Genomic DNA, 16,160 nt, shown 5'->3' with positions numbered 1-16,160 from the left:
CCCCCCAACGAGAGCGAAGAAGAAGCGAAGAGATGCATTCTCCGATCGCGCACGAATCCGCCCACGCCGCTCATTCCGCCCATGTCCCCGACTCCGCGAACGCCCCCGACTCCGCGAACGCCCCCGAGTCCGCCCACGCCGCCGCCTCTGCCCACGCCGCAGGCTCCGTCCGCTCCGCCCACCCCGTCCATCAAGTCGTCGCCCCCACCGGATCCACCCTCTCCGGCCTCGTCGGAAACACCCCCGTCCTGCGCGTCTCCGACCCCCTTACCCCGCCCGGCCACGGCTTCTGGGCCAAGTTGGAAGGCTTCAACCCCGGTGGGATCAAGGACCGGCCAGGGCTGCACATGGTCGAACGAGCGCGTGCGCGCGGTGAGTTGCGGCCCGGCTGCCGCATCGTCGAGTCGACCAGCGGCACCCTCGGCCTCGGCCTCGCGCTGGCCGGTACGGTCCACGGGCACCCCGTCACCCTGGTCACCGACCCGGGCCTGGAGCCGTCCATGACGCGACTGCTCGCCGCCCATGGCGCGACCGTCGACACGGTGCCCGAGCCGCACCCCACCGGTGGGTGGCAGCAGGCCCGCCGCGACCGCGTCGCCGAACTCCTCGCCGAGCACCCGGGATCCTGGTGCCCCGACCAGTACGGCAACCCCGACAACGTCGCCGCCTACACCCCGCTCGCCCTCGAACTCGCCGCGCAGCTCGGCCACATCGACGTCCTGGTGTGCAGCGTCGGCACGGGCGGCCACTCCGCCGGCATTTCCCGCGTCCTGCGGCAGCTCTACCCCGGGCTGCGCCTCGTCGGCGTGGACACCGTCGGCTCGACCATCTTCGGCCAGCCCGCCAGGCCCCGGCTCATGCGCGGCCTGGGATCGAGCATCTACCCGCGCAATGTCGCCTACGAGAACTTCAGCGAGGTCCACTGGGTCTCGCCCGCCGAATCCGTCTGGGCATGCCGGAAGTTGGCGACCTCGCACTACGCGACCGGCGGATGGAGCGTCGGCGCGGTCGCGCTGGTGGCGGGCTGGCTCGCCCGGACGCTGCCACGCGACACTCGTATCGTCGCGGTCTTCCCCGACGGGCCGCAGCGCTACTTGGAGACCGTCTACGACGACACGTATTGCGCCCGGCACGGGCTCCTCGACGGGGCACCGGCCGACGATCCGGACGTCGTGCACAGTCCCGACGAGAAAGAGGTCGGCCGCTGGACCCGCTGCACCACCGTCCGGGACCCGCTGCGCGCCGAGAGCGAGGCGCGATGACGACGGCGATTGTCACGCAGGTCCGGTCCTACGACCGGAGCGTCCAGCTGCTCCTGGCCAACCAGTTCACCATCAACCTCGGCTTCTACATGCTGATGCCGTACCTCGCCCAGCACCTCTCCGGCACCCTCGGCCTCGCCGGATGGCTCGTCGGACTCGTGCTCGGCGTACGCAACTTCAGCCAGCAGGGCATGTTCCTCGTCGGCGGCACGCTCGCCGACCGGTTCGGGTACAAGCCGTTGATCGTCGCGGGATGTGTCCTGCGTACCGTCGGATTCGCCACCCTCGGACTCGTCGACTCGGTGCCCGCGCTGCTGGTCGCCTCCGCGGCCACCGGGTTCGCCGGGGCGCTGTTCAATCCCGCGGTACGGGCCTACCTCGCCGCCGACGCGGGGGAGCGCCGCGTCGAGGCCTTCGCGCTGTTCAACGTCTTCTACCAGGCGGGCATCCTGCTGGGGCCGCTCGTCGGCATGCTGCTCACGGGCGTGGACTTCCGGGTCACCTGCCTCGTCTCGGCGGTGATCTTCGCGCTCCTGAGCGTCGTGCAGATCCGCGCGCTGCCCGCACGCAGGGGCGACGACGCGGGGACGAAGGGGGAGGCCGGTGCCGGTGAAGGTGCCGGTTCGGGTGACGGCGTCCTCGCGCAGTGGCGCCGCGTCGTCCGCAATCGTGCCTTCCTGCTCTTCTCGACGGCCATGATCGGCTCGTACGTCCTGGCCTTCCAGGTCTACCTTGCGCTGCCCCTGGAGGTACGACGCCTCGGCGGTGACGGCGACTTCGGTACCGTCGCCGTCGCGCTGCTCTTCGCAGTCTCCGGCCTCGCGACCATCCTCGGGCAGACCCGCGTGACCGCCTGGTGCAAGGAACGGCTGACGCCCGGACAGGCCCTGGCCCGGGGCCTGTTGTGCATGGGTGTCGCCTTCGTGCCGCTCCTCGCGGCGACGGCTCTGCCGGTGCCGGACGGGGGAACCGGGCGGTGGCTGCTCGCCGCCGTCCCGCCGACGCTCGCCGCGCTGCTGCTCGCCCTGGGCACGATGATCGCGTACCCCTTCGAGATGGACACGATCGTCCGGCTGGCGGGGAACCGGCTGGTCGCCACGCACTACGGCCTCTACAACACCATCTGCGGCGTCGGCATCACGATCGGCAATCTGCTGACGGGAGCCGCCCTGGACGCGGCGCGGGAGGCGGGGATGTCGGCGCTGCCGTGGCTCGCGCTGCTGCTGCTCGGCCTCGGCTGCTCGGGAGCTCTGTACGGGCTGCACCGCGCGGGACGGCTGACCCCCGTGCCGTCGTCGGAGGAGCGGTCGGTGCGGGCCTGACCTGATGGACTGACCGAAGACCGCACACCACCCCGGTCCGGTCGGCGCGCGGCGTGAGTGCCGCGCGCCGACCGGGCCGGATCACGCGGAGTCGATCCCTCCGGCGCACGCGGCGCCCGGCTCCGGGGTCTGCGGGCCCTGCACGTACTTGCTGAAGAACTCCCCGACCCGCGGGTCGGCGGCGCTGTCCACGGTCAGCTGATGTCCCCAGGCCGACAGCATGATGGGGCTCCCCTGTTTTTCGACCGGGCTCATCAGGCTGTACGAGGTCCGGGAGACCTTGTCGGCCAGCTTCTTCACTTCGGCGTCGGGGGCCTTGCCGTTGTACGTGACCCAGACGGCGCCGTGTTCGAGGCTGTGCACGGCGTTCTCGTTCGGTATGGGCTTCTTGTAGACCTTGGCCTCACAGGTCATCCAGGCCTGGCTGTGGTCGCCGCCTACCGGCGGGGTCATCGGGTAGTCGACGGCCTTCTCGACGTGGTTGCGGCCCAGCTTCTTCGCGTCCCACGTCTTCTCGCCCCGCACGGGCTTCTTCGCGGCGGCGGCGTTCTGTTCCTCCTTGTCGTCGGCCCGGTCGACGGCGTACGCGCCGAAGCCGATGAGTGCGGCGACGATGACCGTGCTCACCGAGACGGTGATGATGCGGTTGCGGCGCTCGCGTGCCTGCTCGGCGCGCTGCATGGCCTCGACGCGGGCTCTGCGTTCGGCGGCGACGGCTTTCTTGCCGGGCTTGTTGGCGGTGGTGGGTCTGTTCGGCTTGCTGCCGGAGTTGGACTTGGCCTTGGCCATGGGGGTTCCCTGTCCCCGCCGCACGGGGCGCGGCGGTGGTGGCGGAGTCTGGGCGGTGGATGCCGTGTCGTGACGGGGTCCGCCTAGGTCCGCTGCACCTGGAGCATGTGGAGGTCGGGAGAGCCGCGGTTCGAGGGCTGTTCCGGCGCCGGGCCGGGCGCCGAAAGGGCCTGGGGGTAGGGCACTTGCCGGTGCGGGTCCGCGAGCGTCGGCCCTGCCGGGGCGGGCGTCGCGCGGACGCCGTGGGCGGAGGGCGCGCAGCAGTGGTCGTCGTCCGGGCAGTCGGGGCTTCCGACGGCTGCGGCGCGGTGGCGGGGGGAGGCGGAGCAGTCGGCAGGCGCCGTCCGGGTGACGACGGTCGCGTGGCCCGTACCCTCATGCGCTCCGTCGGGAGCGACTGGGGCGAGGCACATGAACAAGGTGGCGACGAGGGAGACGAGCGCAGCGGTGGGTGCGACGTGGCGCCAGGCGTGCTGGGCCGTGCGGGTCCACTGCGACGGTCGTCTCATCGCTGGGCATCGTAGCGATCGGTGGGCGGGGGCCGTGCGGCTCCCCCCTCCGCACCTGAAGGCCGCCCACCGCCTTGCCGCCGGGGCTTGTTGGGCGTCCGACCGCCGGTGGTCCCTACCCGCGCAGTTCCCCGCGCCCCTGACAGGCGGCTCGCCCACCTCCAGGGCTCGGTGCCGGTCCCGTCTCCCTCATCCCCCTCACGCCCGTCACCAACAGCGCCGCGCTGCGCAGTCGCAGCGCCCCGTCCTTCTCGTGGGGGCGCAGGGTTTCTGTGAGGAGGGCGTGGGCCCGGGTGCGGGTCTCGGGGGTGACCTGGCTGGTCAGGTGGCGGCCGGGGCCCGAGTCGAGGAGGAACGCCGCCGCGTCGGCCGCGTCCCTGCCCCACGTTCCGTACGTCTCGACCCGCCTCGCCTCGACGTGGTCGAACCCGGCTGCCGACAGTACCTCGCACGTCCTGGCGGCGTCCGCGAGGGAGAACATGCCGGGGCCGCCGGGAGCGCCGAAGCCGCCCAGGGGGAGCAGGTCGCCCAGTGCGGCGAACGCCCGGAGCCACTCGTTGGCCTCGGGGTACGCGCCGCAGATGAACGCCGCCCGGCCGCCGGGGCGCAGCGCGCGGGCGATGTTGCCGAAGCCTGCCACGGGGTCGGCGAAGAACAGGACGCCGTAACGGCTGATCGCCACGTCGTACGAGCCCGGGGCGAACGGGTGGACCTGGGCGTCGCCCTGCGTGAAGGAGACGTTGTCCAGGCCCTCGCGGCGAGCGGCCCGGCGTGCCCCGGCCAGCATGGGTGCCGACAGGTCGAGGCCCAGCGCGTGACCGCCGTGCGCGCGGCGGGCGGCCAGCCGGGTCGTCTGCCCGGCGCCGCAGCCGACGTCCAGGACGCGATCGCCGGCGCCGACCGAAGCGGCGTCCAGGAGCGGGGCGTTGAAGCCCGCGTTCACCGCGTCCCAGCGCTCCTGGTTGCCGGCCCAGTGCTCACCCTCGTAACCGTTCCACGCCTGTGCCTGCTCGGTGTTGATGATGCTCTGCACTCCGTCCCCCTGACGCATGCCGATATGGGCGCACCGATAGAATGGGCGCTCGCCCAAACAGTATGGGCGAACGCCCATACTTGCAACGGGGCGTTACGTGCGCCGAGTTGTGTCGGCGCCGTCGATGCCGAGGAGGAAGTCATGTCACCGCGCGGAGTCGCGATCCCCGATCTACGCGAGCGGCTGTTCGGCGCGGCGGAGCGGATCGTCGCGCGCGAGGGTGCCGCGGCGCTCACCAGCCGGGCCATCACCACTGAGGCGGACTGCGCCAAAGGCATACTGCACACGCACTTCGGAGGTGTGGACGCCTTCGTCGCCGAGCTCGTGCTCGACCGGTTCGCGCGCACCGCGGCCCGCGCCCAGGGGCTCCCCGGCCGTGCGGGTCAGGACACCGTCGCGGCGAACCTGACCGGCGTCGCGCTCGGGCTCCTCGACTCCCTCGACCCGAGGGTCGTCGGCCTGGCCCTGACGAGCAACGCCACCTCCCGGCACATCCGCGACGCACTGGCGGAGGGGTCCCCCGGCTTCTGCGCGATCCAGCGCGCGCTCACCGACTACCTCGACGCCGAGGTGCGGCTCGGCCGCGTCGCGGACGGCACCGACACCGCCATGACGGCGCTCGCTCTCGTCGGCACCGTCCACCACCTCCTGATGACGGGCGGCTGGGCCGGCGCGCCCGACCCGCGCGAGCAGGCCGAGCGACTGGTCGCCCTGCTCGTGTCGCGGTGAACGCGCGGCGGCCCCCGGCTCCGTGGCGGCGCGCGCTCACTCGTCGCAGCACGCCGCCACGGACTTCGTCAGCCGGGGACCCGCGAACCGCGTGCCGCTGACCAGTCGCATCGCGGGGCCGTACGTCGCCACCGCGGACGGCCCCGTGAAGTACAGGCCCGGCACGCTGGAGGAGAAACCCTTGTCCAGCACGGGGAATCCGCCGACACGTACCAGGTCCGCGCGGAGCTCGGGGGAGAGGAACTCCAGGGACTCCAGCTGGACGCGGTAGCCCGTCGCGGCCAGGACGTGCTCGGACTCGACGGTCTGGGTACGCCCGTCGGGCGTCGTCGTCCGCAGCGTGATCCCACCGCCGTACGCCTCCGCCCCCGTGATCTCCCGCCCCGCGAGGACGGGCACTCTGCCCTCGAACCGCTCCCTGAGCCACCACGCCCCGCCCGGCCGCAACGCGCGCTCGGCGAGCCGGAGCCGGGCGGCCGCGGGCAGCCGACGGAACGCGGCGGGCTGACGCGTGAGGCCGTACAGGGTCCAGGAGCGGCCCGCCGGGGTGTCGGGGCGCCACTGCGGTCCCGACGGCGGCGCGTCGAACCGCACCCGTGGACCGCGTGCCACCACCCGCACGTCCGCGCCCGCCTCATGGAGCAGCGCGGCACTCTCCAGTGCGGACTGACCGGCTCCGACGACGGTGACGCTCCGCCCCGCGAAGCTGCTCGGGTCGGTCTGCTGGGAGCTGTGCGAGATCAGGCCGAGGGCCGCGGGCCCGCCGGACGCCGCCGCCGCGAGCGGTGCGGGCAGATGCGCGAACCCGGTGAGTCCGGTGGCCACGACGACCGCCCCCGCCCTGAGCACCTCGCCCGACGACAGCTTCACGCGGAACCCGTCCGCGCCTCGGTCGACCGCGGCCACCCGCTCGTCCTCGACCCGGGGGACGAGCCGCTCCCGGAACCACCTCCCGTACCGCAGGAACAGACCCACAGGCACCTGGTCGTGGTCGCCGAGCCGCCGCTCGCCCGCGTCGCGGCAGTAGTCGTCGAGCGTGAACCCCTCGCGCGGGGTCGCCAGTTCGGTCGCGGCGGGCGGCGTCCGCAGGAGCATGCCGGCGGGCATGCGCCGGGCCCAGCTCGCCACGGGGGCGCCGAAGATCCGTACGGGCATGCCGCGTGCCCTGAGGTGTGCGGCGGCGGACAGGCCGTACGGGCCCGCCCCGATGACGACGACGGTCTTGGACATGGGGGTCCCTCCCAGCGGAACACGCGGAGCAGGCGGAACATGCGGATGGCAGGCCGGAGTCGCTCCCGTCCACGACGGCCAGCGCGGTGGACGCGCAGGAAGCCGGGTCAGACGGTCAGCGGCGGGCGGGCCGGAGGGCCCCGTCGTACCAGTGCGTCCGCGAGGAGGAGGGGGAGGGGGAGCGCGCGGGCCGGTCGCGTCGGACGGTGCGTTGCCGTCGAGGGCGGTGGCATGAGAGCCGACGGGGCCCGCAACGGGCGCAGCAGCCGCGCCAGGAAGGCCCAGAGGAGGCGCAGGGTCCGGACGAGGGAGACGCCGCCGACCGGGCGGGGCGCGACGGTCGGCGCGGGGGAGCGGGTGCCTGAGCGCGGCCTCCTGCGGGCCAGGGCCCACCGGGTGCGGCCCGTCCCGTCCTGCGGCAGGGCGAGGCGGAGCGACAGCGCGGTGTGGAACAGGACCGCGGCGGCGACCGTCCGGGTGTCCCACGCGGGCGCGGGCCCGAACATGGACCCGAACACGAGGTGATACGCGGCGACGGCGAACAGCGTGCCTGCCAGCGGGAGGACGGAGGACCGCGACGCCGGACGTGCGGCCGCCCCCGGCGGCGCGGTGGTCCTGCGACCGTTGCGCGGCCGGGAGCGAGGCGTCGGTCCCGAAGTCTCCATGACGCCACCATCATGGTGCGTCAGCTCGCGGCTGTCACCCGGGGCGGCGCGGTCACGGCCCCGCCGCCGCCCTGAACAAGCCGCATGTGAGCGGGAGTTGCCGGTTCGGCTGCGAACGCCTCGCGTACGGCAACGGCAACGGCAACGGCAACGGCAACCGTTACCGAAACGGCAACCGCTACCGCCTGAGCACCGCCTCCATCACCGCCTTCGCGATCGGCGCCCCCAGTCGGCCGCCCGCGATCTCGGAGCGGGAGATGTCCATGTCCTCGGGATCGACGAGCACCGCGACCGCCACCGGTGACGTGCCGTCCGGCTGCTTGGCGTACGAGACGAACCACGCGTACGGGCGTTCGTCGCGCACATCCGCGCCGTGCTGCGCGGTGCCCGGCTTGCCGCCCACGGTGACGCCCCGCATGCGCACCTTGTCCGCCGTGCCGTCGGTCACCGTGTGCTCCATCATGGCCTGCACCTTCTTCGCCGTGTCCACGGAGACGGCGCGGTCCAGCACCTCGGGTTCGGCCTTCTCGATCACCGACAGGTCGGGGCCGCGCAGCTCGTCCACCATGTACGGCTTCATCACCTTGCCGTCGTTGGCGAGGCCCGCGACGGTCATGGCCATCTGCAGGGGTGTGCTGGTCACGCTGCCCTGGCCCATGCCGGTCAGCGCGGTCTGCGGCTTGTCCAGTTCCTTCGGGTAGGCGCTCGCCGCCGACCGTACCGGCGTGAACTGCTCCTTGTTGAACCCGAACTTCTCCGCGGTCTCCCGCATCTTGTCCTTGCCGGTCTTCAGCGCCGCGTCCAGGAAGACGTTGTTGCACGACCACTGCATCGCCGTCTTCATCGACACCTCGTCGCACATCGAATTCGGAACGACGTTGCCGATCTCCGTGGTGCTGAGCGGCAACCGGTACGGGGCACGAGCGCCGGACGGGGCGTCGATGTCGGTCACCGTGCCGTGCTCCAGCGCCGCGGCAGCGGTGAGGATCTTGAAGGTGGAGCCGGGCGGGTAGGTCTCGCGCGTCGCCCTGTTGTTCAGCGGTTTGTCCTTGCGCCGGTCGAGCTCCCGGAACGCCTCGCTCTCCTTGCCGGAGATACCGGCGAAGACCGACGGGTCGTACGAAGGGGTGCTCGCCATCGCGAGGATCCTGCCGGAGCGCGGGTCGATGGCGACCACCGCGCCCTTCGCGTCGAGATCCGTCAGCCCCTTGTAGGCGGCCTTCTGCGCCTTGGGGTCGATGGTGGTGACGACGTCGCCGGGCCGCGGCTTCTCCCTGGTCAGGACATCCAGGGGGCTGCCGAGGAGCCTGCGGTCCTTGCCGCTCAGGAGGTCGTTCTCGACGCCTTCGAGGAACGTCGCGCCCTGGGCCTGCGAGAAGTAGCCGGTGACCGGCGCGTACATCGGACCTTCCTTGAAGGTGCGCTTGTACTTGAGGTCGGAACCCGGCGTCGCCACGGAGCCAGTGATCGCCTTGCCGCCGACGACGATGTCACCGCGCGGAGCGCTGAACGTGTCGATCTGCACCCGCCGGTTCTTCTTGTGCTCGGCGAGGCTGTCGGCGCGGGCGAACTGCACCCACGTGGCTCGTACCAGCAAGGACAGCACGAGGACCCCACAGAAGACGGCTATGTGCCGCATTGTCCTGTTCATGAGCCGAGCAGAGCAGCTCCATGGCCGATGTGTCCAAGATGGATATGGAGGGCGTACCGATCAAACTCGGATATCGTTGCTGTTCGTGGACCTGATACTGCATCTCCGGTGCTTCGTGGCTGTTGCAGAAGAGTCACATTTCGGCCGTGCCGCCGCCCGTCTCGGCACGGCTCAGCCGCCCCTGTCGCAGCGCATCCAGCGCCTGGAGCGTGAGCTCGGGGTGCGGCTCTTCGAGCGCAACAGCCGACAGGTGACGATCACCAAGGGCGGGACGCTCCTCCTTGACGAAGCCCGCGAGCTGCTGGCCCGCGCGGAGGCCCTGATGGCGACCAGCCGCCGCATCCGGGACGGCGACGCCGGGCTGCTGCGCGCCGCGCTGCCGCCCGACATCGCCGGGGAGACCGTCGCCGAGATCCTGGCGGAGTTCCGGCGGCGGCACGCGGACGTCGAACTGGAGCTGCACGAACTGTCCACCTCGGAGCAGCTCGCCCGGTTCGCCTCGCACGACCTCGACGTCGGGCTCATCCACCACCCCTGCGACGTCACGGGCCTCGGCCTCGGCCCCGTCCTCCGGCGCGAACTGGGCGTACTGCTGCCGCGCGACGCTCCCGCCGCCGCACGCGACGAGGTGCCGCTGAGCGCCCTCGCCGACCACGACCTGATCCTCTTCCCGCGCGCCAACGCGCCCGCCCTGCACGACGACCTGCTCACCACCTGTGCCCGCAACGGCTACACGCCCCCCGCCATCCGGCACGGTCAGGGCCCCAGCTTCATCCGCGGCCTCATCCGCTCCGCCGGCTCCGTGGCCTTCCGGCCGCGCGAGAGCCGCTCCGTCGACGGGACCGTCGATGCCCCCGTCGACGATCCCGAGATCGTGTGGCGCCCGCTGGCCGGAGCGCCCCTCGCCCTGCGCAGCTCGGTGGCGTGGCCGCAGGGGCGCAGCGACGCCGCCGTCACCGCCTTCGCCGACGCCACGACGCACGCCATGTGGAAAACTGCCGCGGTGACCACCGACCTGCCCTCGCGCCCCGTCCACCTGCGCCCGGCGGCGGAGTACTACCTGTGAGCAGCACCCGGGGCCTCCTGCGAGAGGCGTTCGCCCAGGCCGGTGTCACAGGCCGCCTGCACGCCGTCGACATCGACTCCGGCGTGGAGGTCGACTTCGGCGCGGACCAGCCGGTCGTCACCGCAAGCGTGCACAAGCTCTGCCTGCTCGTGACGCTCCACCAGCGGGCCGCGGCGGGGGCGTTGGACCTCACCGAGCAGGTCGAGTGCCCCGCGGACCTGCGTACGCCCGGGCCCACCGGCCTGTCCGCCATGCTCGACCCCGTCCGCATGTCCCTGCGCGACATCGCCTTCCTGATGATGGCCGTCAGCGACAACACCGCAGCGGACCTCCTCCTCGCCCGCGTCGGCCTGGACGCCGTCAACCTGACCACCGCCGCGCTCGGCCTGGACCGTACGCACGCGACACACACCTTCGGCGAACTCCTCGCCACGATGAAGGAGGACGCGGGGCCCGGCGGCGCGCAGGCGCTCACCGATCCCCACGTCATCGCACGGCTGCGGGCCCTCGACCCCGCTCGCGGCAACCGCAGCACCCCGCGCGACATGACCCGCCTCCTCGCCGCCGTCTGGCGGGACGAGGCGTGCGCCCCCCAGCACGGTCCCGCGCTGCGCCGCCTCCTCGGCCTCCAGGTCTGGCCGCACCGGATGGCGTCGGGCTTCCCCTTCGACGACGTCCACGTCGCGGGCAAGACGGGCAGCCTGCCCACGTTGCGCAACGAGGTCGGCGTCGTCGAGTACCCCGACGGCGGCCGCTACGCCGTCGCCGTCTTCACCCGCGCCGCGAGCACCGCGGCGATCCTCCCCGCGGCCGACGCGGTCATCGGCACGGCGTCCCGCATCGCGGTCGACGCGCTGCGGGCGGAGGCGGGGAGGGCGGCGCGAGGAGGCGCCGACTGAGGCTGCGCCCCGGCCCGTGACCGGCGCGGCGCTTGCCCGCGGCTGTGCCGCGCCTGCCTGCGGCAGTGTCGTGCCCGCGGTCGGCGGACGACGCCGCGCCCTCGGCCCGTGATGCGCGCCGGGGCCTCGGGCACGCGGCCGACGCCGCACCTCAGGCCCACGGACGCGCCGCCCGCAGCACCCCACGCCTGCCCCCGCCCCGCTGCTCACGCGGGTTCCCGTGCCGTGTCCCGCGCAGCCGACGGCACCGGTGGCGCGCTCCCGTCGCGTTCCGCGGCCCAGCGCCTCGACCAGGGCCCCGGCCACCAGAACCACCGGCCGAGGTCCACGTCCAGGTCCAGGACCGGTACCAGGACCGTGCGGACGGCGTAACTCGACGCTGATGATCGCCACCGGGGCCGTGGTGGCCGTGCTGCCGCTCCTCACGTACCGCGGCCCGGCCCTCCGGCTCTTCCCGCTGCTCTCCGTCGGGTCCGCCGCGGTGCTCACGCCCTGGGCGCGGCCGGGAGCTGCACCTCCCGGCCGCACCGCGTGCGGCGGGTCCCCGTGCGGGTGGGCCGGGGGCGCGGGCTATTCGATCTCGCGCATCATCTTCTCCATCGAGCCGACCGTGTGCCGGGTCTGCGCCAACTCCTCGCGGGTCTGCCGCATCTCCTCCAGGGAGCGCCGGTGCAGCTCGACGTTGTCCTCGAGCAGCTGCGCGTACCGCGCGGCGAGCGTCTTGTACTGCTCCTCGCGGGCGGCCAGCATCCGGGCGCGCCAGGTGGCGGCGATCTGCCAGACGAGGACGATCAGCAGCAGGAAGAACCCTGCCGCGCCGACCGCTCCGACCCAGTCGCCCACGTCCCCGCCGTCGGCGAGCGTCACCAGTTGTCCGTTCACTTCGCTGCCTCTTTCGCGGTCTCCACGGTTTTCTCCCGGGTGTCCGTGAGGGTCAGGACCGCCCGGTGGACGAGTTGTGGCGTCAACGCGTAGAAGAACGGCGCCACTTCGTAGTACTTCATCTGTTTTCCGTCCTCGCTCACCTCGAGCGAACCGACGACGAGGCCGGCCCCCTCGAGCAGCTTCAGGTGCATGTGCAGCAGAGGGCGGCCCATGCCGATCTCGCGGGCCAGCGCGCTGACGTAGTTGCGGCGCTCGGTGAGCGCCGCGACGATCCGCATGCGGTGTGGATTGCCCAGGGCGGTGAGCGCCTTCAGGAGCGCGTCGCCCGTCGGCTCCGGAACCGGTTCCTCGGTCATCGGGGTCTCTCCTCGGTGCCTGTCAAGAAACGCTGACACCTGTGCGGAGGACGTGTCAAAGATTCCTGACACATCTCAGGGTCAGATGGGGGACATCTCAGGGTCGGCCCTCGACCCTCACGGAACCCGTACGGGCGACGACGCCACCCCGACCCGTACGGGTCACCAGAACGCGCCGTCCCCCCGCACCTGCGCCTTGAATGAACGGGTGACAGCGCCTCCCGACGACTGCCTCGCGCGCAACGAGTGGATCTGCGGTGAGTACCTGAGCACCCGCCGCCAGATCCTGCTCGACGCGGTCGTCCAGCACCTCCAGCTGACGTCGCTCTCCGTCCTGATCGCGCTCGTCGTCGCCGTTCCGCTGGCCGTGCTCGCCCGCCGCTGGGGATGGGCCGCGGGCCCGGTCCTCGCGCTCACCACCGTCCTGTACACCATCCCCTCGCTCGCGATGTTCTCGCTGCTGCTCCCGGTGTACGGACTCTCCGCCTCACTCGTCGTCGCGGGCCTCGTCCTCTACTCGCTGACCCTGCTCGTGCGGAACATCCTCGCCGGGCTGCGCGCCGTCCCCGAGGACACCCGGCAGGCCGCCCGCGGCATGGGCTACGGCCCGGTCCGCCTCCTGCTCACGGTCGAACTCCCGCTCGCGCTGCCCGCCGCCATGGCCGGGCTGCGCATCGCCACGGTCTCCGCCGTCTCCCTCGTCACCATCGGCGCCATCGTCGGCTTCGGCGGGCTCGGCAACCTCATCTACACCGGCATGAACACCTACTTCAAAGCGCAGGTGCTCACCGCGTCCGTGCTCTGCGTCGTCATCGCCGTCGCCGCCGACCTGCTGCTGCTCGGCGTCCAACGCGTCCTCACCCCATGGGAACGGGCGACGAGGGCGGTACGCCCATGACGACACTCGGCGACGCCTGGTCGTGGCTCACCGACCCGGCGCACTGGGCCGGCGACGACGGCATCTGGCACCGGCTCACCCAGCACCTCGTCCTCACCGTCGTCTGTCTGCTGCTCAGCTGCCTCATCGCCCTGCCCGTCGCGCTCGTCCTCGGCCACCTCGGCAAGGGCGGCGCGCTCGCCGTGAACATCTCCAACGTCGGCCGCGCCGTCCCCACCTTCGCCGTCCTCGTCCTGCTGCTCCTCACCCCGCTCGGCACGTGGGGCGACGGCCCGACCGTCGTCGCGCTCGTCCTGTTCGCCGTACCGCCCCTGCTCACCAACGCGTACGTCGGCATGCGCGGCGTCGACCGCGGCGTCGTCCAGGCGGCGCGCGGCATGGGCATGACCGGACGGCAGATGCTGTGGCGCGTCGAACTGCCGCTCGCCCTGCCGCTGGTGCTCAGCGGCATCCGCATCGCCGCGGTGCAGCTCGTCGCCACCGCCACCATCGCCGCGCTCGCGGGCGGCGGCGGACTCGGCCGGATCATCACGGCGGGCTTCAACCTGGCGAGCACCCCGCAGGTCGTGGCAGGCGCCATCCTCGTCGCCGTGTTCGCGCTGCTCGTGGAGGCCGCCTTCGAGGTCGCCGAACGGTTCGCTCCGGGGTGGGCGCGGAACCGGGGGAGGGCCGGAGGATGAGGCGGCGTACGGGCGTCGCGGGCGCCGCGGCCCTGCTGCTCCTCGGCGGCTGCGCGACCGGCCCCTCCCTGGAGACCAGGGGCGAGGTCACGGAGCCTCCCGGCGACAGCAAGAGCCTCGTCGTCGGCTCCGCGGGCTTCACCGAGTCCGACCTGCTCGCCCAGATGTACACACTGCTCCTGAACAAGGCGGGCTACAGCACGCGCATCCTGTCCGTCGCCAACCGCGAGCTGTACGAACCCGCCCTGGAGTCCGGCCAGATCGACGTCGTCCCCGAGTACGCGGCGACCTTCGCCGACTGGCTCAACGCCAAGAAGAACGGCGCCGACGCGCGGCCCGTCGGCTCGCCCGACCTCGACGCGACCATGAAGGCCCTGCGCCGCCTCGCCGCCCCCCGCGGTCTCACCGTCCTCGACCCGGGCAAGGCCGTCGACCAGAACGCCTTCGCCGTCGCCGCGTCCTACGCCGAGCAGCACGAGCTCAAGACCCTCAGCGACCTCGGCCGGTCGGGTCTCAAGGTACGGCTCGCCGCGGGCGACGAATGCGTGCAGCGCCCCTACTGCGCCCCGGGCCTGAAGAAGGTGTACGGCATCGACATCACCGGAGTCGACCCCAAGGGCGTCGGCACGACCCAGGCCAAGAAAGCCGTCCAGGGCGGCCAGGACCAGATGGTGCTCACCACGTCCACGGACGCGACCCTGGACGACTTCGGTCTGGTGCTGCTCAAGGACGACAAGAAGCTGCAGAACGCCGACTACCTCGTGCCCGTCGTGAACCGCTCACGGGCGGGCAGCGAGGGCGTCGCCGCCGCGCTCGGTCGCCTCAATCCCGTCCTGACGACGTCGGACCTGGCATCGATGAACGAACAGGTCGACAGCTGGCGGCGACTGCCGCGGGACGTCGCGGAGAACTATCTGCGGGACAAAGGGTTGCTCTGACCGGCCTTCACCCGCCGGTCGGACGCGGCGTGTCGCGCGGTTCCCCGCGCCCCTCACGGGCGCTCTAGGCGTCTGACACCGAGTCGAACCACACCTCGGCCCGCTCGATGCCCTGCGCGTCCGCGTCCACCGAGCGGCGCAGCGCCTCATGCAGCTTCGCCGGGGTGAGCACGCCGAGGAAACGCGCCCCGTCGAGCACCGCGACCCACCCCGCGTCATGCTGCAGCATCACGCCGAAGGCCTGCTTGAGCGGGGCGCCGACCGGCACCCAGGACTTCATGCGGTGCGCCAGGTCGCCGACCGTGCCGCCGGTGCCGGCGAGCGCCAGCTCGTCGAGGCCCACCCAGCCGTGCAGGTCGCCGTCGGTGTCGAGGACGACGGCCCACCGCGCCTCTTCCTCGCGCAGCCGGGCCGCGGCCTGCGCGGCGGGTTCGTCGAGCCGGGCGAGCGGCGGCTCCTCCAGGTCGTCGGTCCGGATCTCGGTGACGGAGAGCCGCTTCAGGCCCCGGTCGGCGCCCACGAACTCGGCGACGTACGGCGTCTCGGGCGCCCCGAGCACCGCCCCCGGCGTGTCGAACTGCTCGATGCGCCCCTGCCCGTACACCGCGATCCGGTCGCCGAGCCGGACCGCCTCCTCGATGTCGTGCGTGACCAGCAGCACCGTCTTGCGGACCGCGGCCTGCATCCGCAGGAACTCGTCCTGCAACTGCTCGCGCACCACCGGGTCGACGGCGCCGAACGGCTCGTCCATCAGCAGCACGGGCGGGTCCGCGGCGAGCGCCCTGGCCACGCCGACGCGCTGGCGCTGGCCGCCGGAGAGCTGTTCGGGGTACCGGGAGCCGTACGTCTTCGGGTCAAGGCCCACCAGTTCGAGGAGCTCCGCCGCCCGTGCCCGTGCCTTCGCCTTCTTCCAGCCGACCAGGGCGGGGACGGTCGCCGTGTTGTCGAGGATCGTGCGGTGCGGGAAGAGGCCGACCTGCTGGATGACGTAGCCGATACGGCGGCGCAGGCGCACCGGGTCGACGTCGGCGATGTTCTCGCCGTTCACGAAGATGCGGCCCGACGTCGGTTCGATGAGGCGGTTCACCATCATCATCGTGGTGGTCTTGCCGCAGCCCGAGGGGCCGACGAGCGTGACCAGTTCGCCCTCGGCGACCTCGAAGGAGAGGTCGTCCACGGCTGTCGTGCCGTCCGGATAGCGCTTGGTCACCTGCTCGAACCGGATCATGCCCTCACGCTAGCCGCGCC

Annotated in this window: 17 protein-coding genes; 8 read left to right on the top strand and 9 right to left on the bottom strand. The window is 72.4% G+C overall.

Features of this window, described 5'->3' with window-relative positions; translation table 11 throughout:
• Window positions 1–32: 32 nt before the first annotated feature.
• A complete protein-coding gene (locus DEJ47_RS02970; RefSeq protein WP_150164632.1) occupies window positions 33–1,262 on the top strand; it encodes a PLP-dependent cysteine synthase family protein in 1,230 nt (409 codons plus the stop codon).
• Complete coding sequence (locus DEJ47_RS02965) at window positions 1,259–2,584, top strand: MFS transporter (RefSeq protein WP_150164630.1); 1,326 nt, start codon at window positions 1,259–1,261, stop codon at window positions 2,582–2,584. The genes DEJ47_RS02970 and DEJ47_RS02965 overlap by 4 nt, the downstream gene beginning before the upstream one ends.
• Before the next feature lie 81 nt (window positions 2,585–2,665).
• On the opposite strand, the gene DEJ47_RS02960 is transcribed toward DEJ47_RS02965, so the two are convergent.
• The 3 genes from DEJ47_RS02960 to DEJ47_RS02950 form a co-directional block, all read right to left on the bottom strand.
• A complete protein-coding gene (locus tag DEJ47_RS02960) occupies window positions 2,666–3,373 on the bottom strand; it encodes a DUF3105 domain-containing protein (protein WP_150164628.1) in 708 nt (235 codons plus the stop codon).
• A gap of 83 nt (window positions 3,374–3,456) precedes the next feature.
• Window positions 3,457–3,882: a hypothetical protein gene (locus tag DEJ47_RS02955; RefSeq protein WP_150164626.1), complete on the bottom strand. Its 426-nt coding sequence runs from the start codon at window positions 3,880–3,882 to the stop codon at window positions 3,457–3,459.
• A gap of 115 nt (window positions 3,883–3,997) precedes the next feature.
• Complete coding sequence (locus DEJ47_RS02950) at window positions 3,998–4,915, bottom strand: class I SAM-dependent methyltransferase (protein ID WP_150164624.1); 918 nt, start codon at window positions 4,913–4,915, stop codon at window positions 3,998–4,000.
• Between the two features lie 141 nt (window positions 4,916–5,056).
• Between DEJ47_RS02950 and DEJ47_RS02945 the strand changes: the two genes are divergently transcribed.
• Window positions 5,057–5,644: a TetR/AcrR family transcriptional regulator gene (locus DEJ47_RS02945; protein WP_150164622.1), complete on the top strand. Its 588-nt coding sequence runs from the start codon at window positions 5,057–5,059 to the stop codon at window positions 5,642–5,644.
• 36 nt (window positions 5,645–5,680) lie between these two features.
• On the opposite strand, the gene DEJ47_RS02940 is transcribed toward DEJ47_RS02945, so the two are convergent.
• From DEJ47_RS02940 to DEJ47_RS02930, 3 genes are all read right to left on the bottom strand, one after another.
• Window positions 5,681–6,874 (bottom strand): FAD-dependent oxidoreductase, encoded by a 1,194-nt coding sequence (locus tag DEJ47_RS02940; RefSeq protein WP_150164620.1) that lies wholly within the window; start codon window positions 6,872–6,874, stop codon window positions 5,681–5,683.
• A 107-nt stretch (window positions 6,875–6,981) separates the two neighbouring features.
• Window positions 6,982–7,539, bottom strand: a complete 558-nt coding sequence (locus DEJ47_RS02935) for a hypothetical protein (protein ID WP_150164618.1) — start codon at window positions 7,537–7,539, stop codon at window positions 6,982–6,984.
• Between the two features lie 178 nt (window positions 7,540–7,717).
• Entirely contained in the window at window positions 7,718–9,190 is a 1,473-nt protein-coding gene (locus DEJ47_RS02930; RefSeq protein WP_150164616.1) for a peptidoglycan D,D-transpeptidase FtsI family protein, read from the bottom strand.
• 85 nt (window positions 9,191–9,275) lie between these two features.
• On the opposite strand from DEJ47_RS02930, the gene DEJ47_RS02925 reads away from it, so the two are divergent.
• Complete coding sequence (locus DEJ47_RS02925) at window positions 9,276–10,256, top strand: LysR family transcriptional regulator (protein WP_223828209.1); 981 nt, start codon at window positions 9,276–9,278, stop codon at window positions 10,254–10,256.
• Entirely contained in the window at window positions 10,253–11,155 is a 903-nt protein-coding gene (locus DEJ47_RS02920) for a serine hydrolase (protein ID WP_150164612.1), read from the top strand. Before DEJ47_RS02925 ends, DEJ47_RS02920 begins: the two co-directional genes overlap by 4 nt.
• 570 nt (window positions 11,156–11,725) lie before the next feature.
• Here DEJ47_RS02920 and DEJ47_RS02915 read toward each other — a convergent pair.
• Together DEJ47_RS02915 and DEJ47_RS02910 are read right to left on the bottom strand one after the other, a co-directional pair.
• Window positions 11,726–12,037 (bottom strand): hypothetical protein, encoded by a 312-nt coding sequence (locus DEJ47_RS02915; RefSeq protein WP_150164610.1) that lies wholly within the window; start codon window positions 12,035–12,037, stop codon window positions 11,726–11,728.
• Window positions 12,034–12,396 (bottom strand): ArsR/SmtB family transcription factor, encoded by a 363-nt coding sequence (locus DEJ47_RS02910; protein ID WP_150164609.1) that lies wholly within the window; start codon window positions 12,394–12,396, stop codon window positions 12,034–12,036. Before DEJ47_RS02910 ends, DEJ47_RS02915 begins: the two co-directional genes overlap by 4 nt.
• A gap of 208 nt (window positions 12,397–12,604) precedes the next feature.
• Between DEJ47_RS02910 and DEJ47_RS02905 the strand changes: the two genes are divergently transcribed.
• From DEJ47_RS02905 to DEJ47_RS02895, 3 genes are read left to right on the top strand one after another with little or no spacing between them, the layout of a single operon-like run.
• A complete protein-coding gene (locus DEJ47_RS02905) occupies window positions 12,605–13,294 on the top strand; it encodes an ABC transporter permease (RefSeq protein ID WP_150164607.1) in 690 nt (229 codons plus the stop codon).
• Entirely contained in the window at window positions 13,291–13,974 is a 684-nt protein-coding gene (locus tag DEJ47_RS02900) for an ABC transporter permease (RefSeq protein ID WP_150175400.1), read from the top strand. The genes DEJ47_RS02905 and DEJ47_RS02900 overlap by 4 nt, the downstream gene beginning before the upstream one ends.
• A complete protein-coding gene (locus tag DEJ47_RS02895; RefSeq protein ID WP_150164605.1) occupies window positions 13,971–14,912 on the top strand; it encodes an ABC transporter substrate-binding protein in 942 nt (313 codons plus the stop codon). The genes DEJ47_RS02900 and DEJ47_RS02895 overlap by 4 nt, the downstream gene beginning before the upstream one ends.
• Window positions 14,913–14,976: 64 nt before the next feature.
• Here the strand turns inward: DEJ47_RS02895 and DEJ47_RS02890 are convergent, their stop codons facing one another.
• Window positions 14,977–16,140: an ABC transporter ATP-binding protein gene (locus tag DEJ47_RS02890; protein ID WP_150164603.1), complete on the bottom strand. Its 1,164-nt coding sequence runs from the start codon at window positions 16,138–16,140 to the stop codon at window positions 14,977–14,979.
• Window positions 16,141–16,160 lie beyond the last annotated feature (20 nt).

Origin of the sequence: Streptomyces venezuelae (genome assembly GCF_008642355.1) — a bacterium.
GTDB classification, from domain to species: domain Bacteria; phylum Actinomycetota; class Actinomycetes; order Streptomycetales; family Streptomycetaceae; genus Streptomyces; species Streptomyces venezuelae_B.
The sequence above is the reverse complement of the archived record's forward strand: the minus strand, read 5'-3'. Positions and strand labels throughout refer to the sequence as shown.

Coding starts and splice junctions, on each gene's coding strand:
- DEJ47_RS02970 (WP_150164632.1), top strand. CDS start 33: ATGCATTCTCCGATCGCGCACGAATCCGCCCACGCCGCTCATTCCGCC.
- DEJ47_RS02965 (WP_150164630.1), top strand. CDS start 1,259: ATGACGACGGCGATTGTCACGCAGGTCCGGTCCTACGACCGGAGCGTC.
- DEJ47_RS02960 (WP_150164628.1), bottom strand. CDS start 3,373: ATGGCCAAGGCCAAGTCCAACTCCGGCAGCAAGCCGAACAGACCCACC.
- DEJ47_RS02955 (WP_150164626.1), bottom strand. CDS start 3,882: ATGAGACGACCGTCGCAGTGGACCCGCACGGCCCAGCACGCCTGGCGC.
- DEJ47_RS02945 (WP_150164622.1), top strand. CDS start 5,057: ATGTCACCGCGCGGAGTCGCGATCCCCGATCTACGCGAGCGGCTGTTC.
- DEJ47_RS02940 (WP_150164620.1), bottom strand. CDS start 6,874: ATGTCCAAGACCGTCGTCGTCATCGGGGCGGGCCCGTACGGCCTGTCC.
- DEJ47_RS02935 (WP_150164618.1), bottom strand. CDS start 7,539: ATGGAGACTTCGGGACCGACGCCTCGCTCCCGGCCGCGCAACGGTCGC.
- DEJ47_RS02930 (WP_150164616.1), bottom strand. CDS start 9,190: ATGAACAGGACAATGCGGCACATAGCCGTCTTCTGTGGGGTCCTCGTG.
- DEJ47_RS02910 (WP_150164609.1), bottom strand. CDS start 12,396: ATGACCGAGGAACCGGTTCCGGAGCCGACGGGCGACGCGCTCCTGAAG.
- DEJ47_RS02900 (WP_150175400.1), top strand. CDS start 13,291: ATGACGACACTCGGCGACGCCTGGTCGTGGCTCACCGACCCGGCGCAC.
- DEJ47_RS02895 (WP_150164605.1), top strand. CDS start 13,971: ATGAGGCGGCGTACGGGCGTCGCGGGCGCCGCGGCCCTGCTGCTCCTC.
- DEJ47_RS02890 (WP_150164603.1), bottom strand. CDS start 16,140: ATGATCCGGTTCGAGCAGGTGACCAAGCGCTATCCGGACGGCACGACA.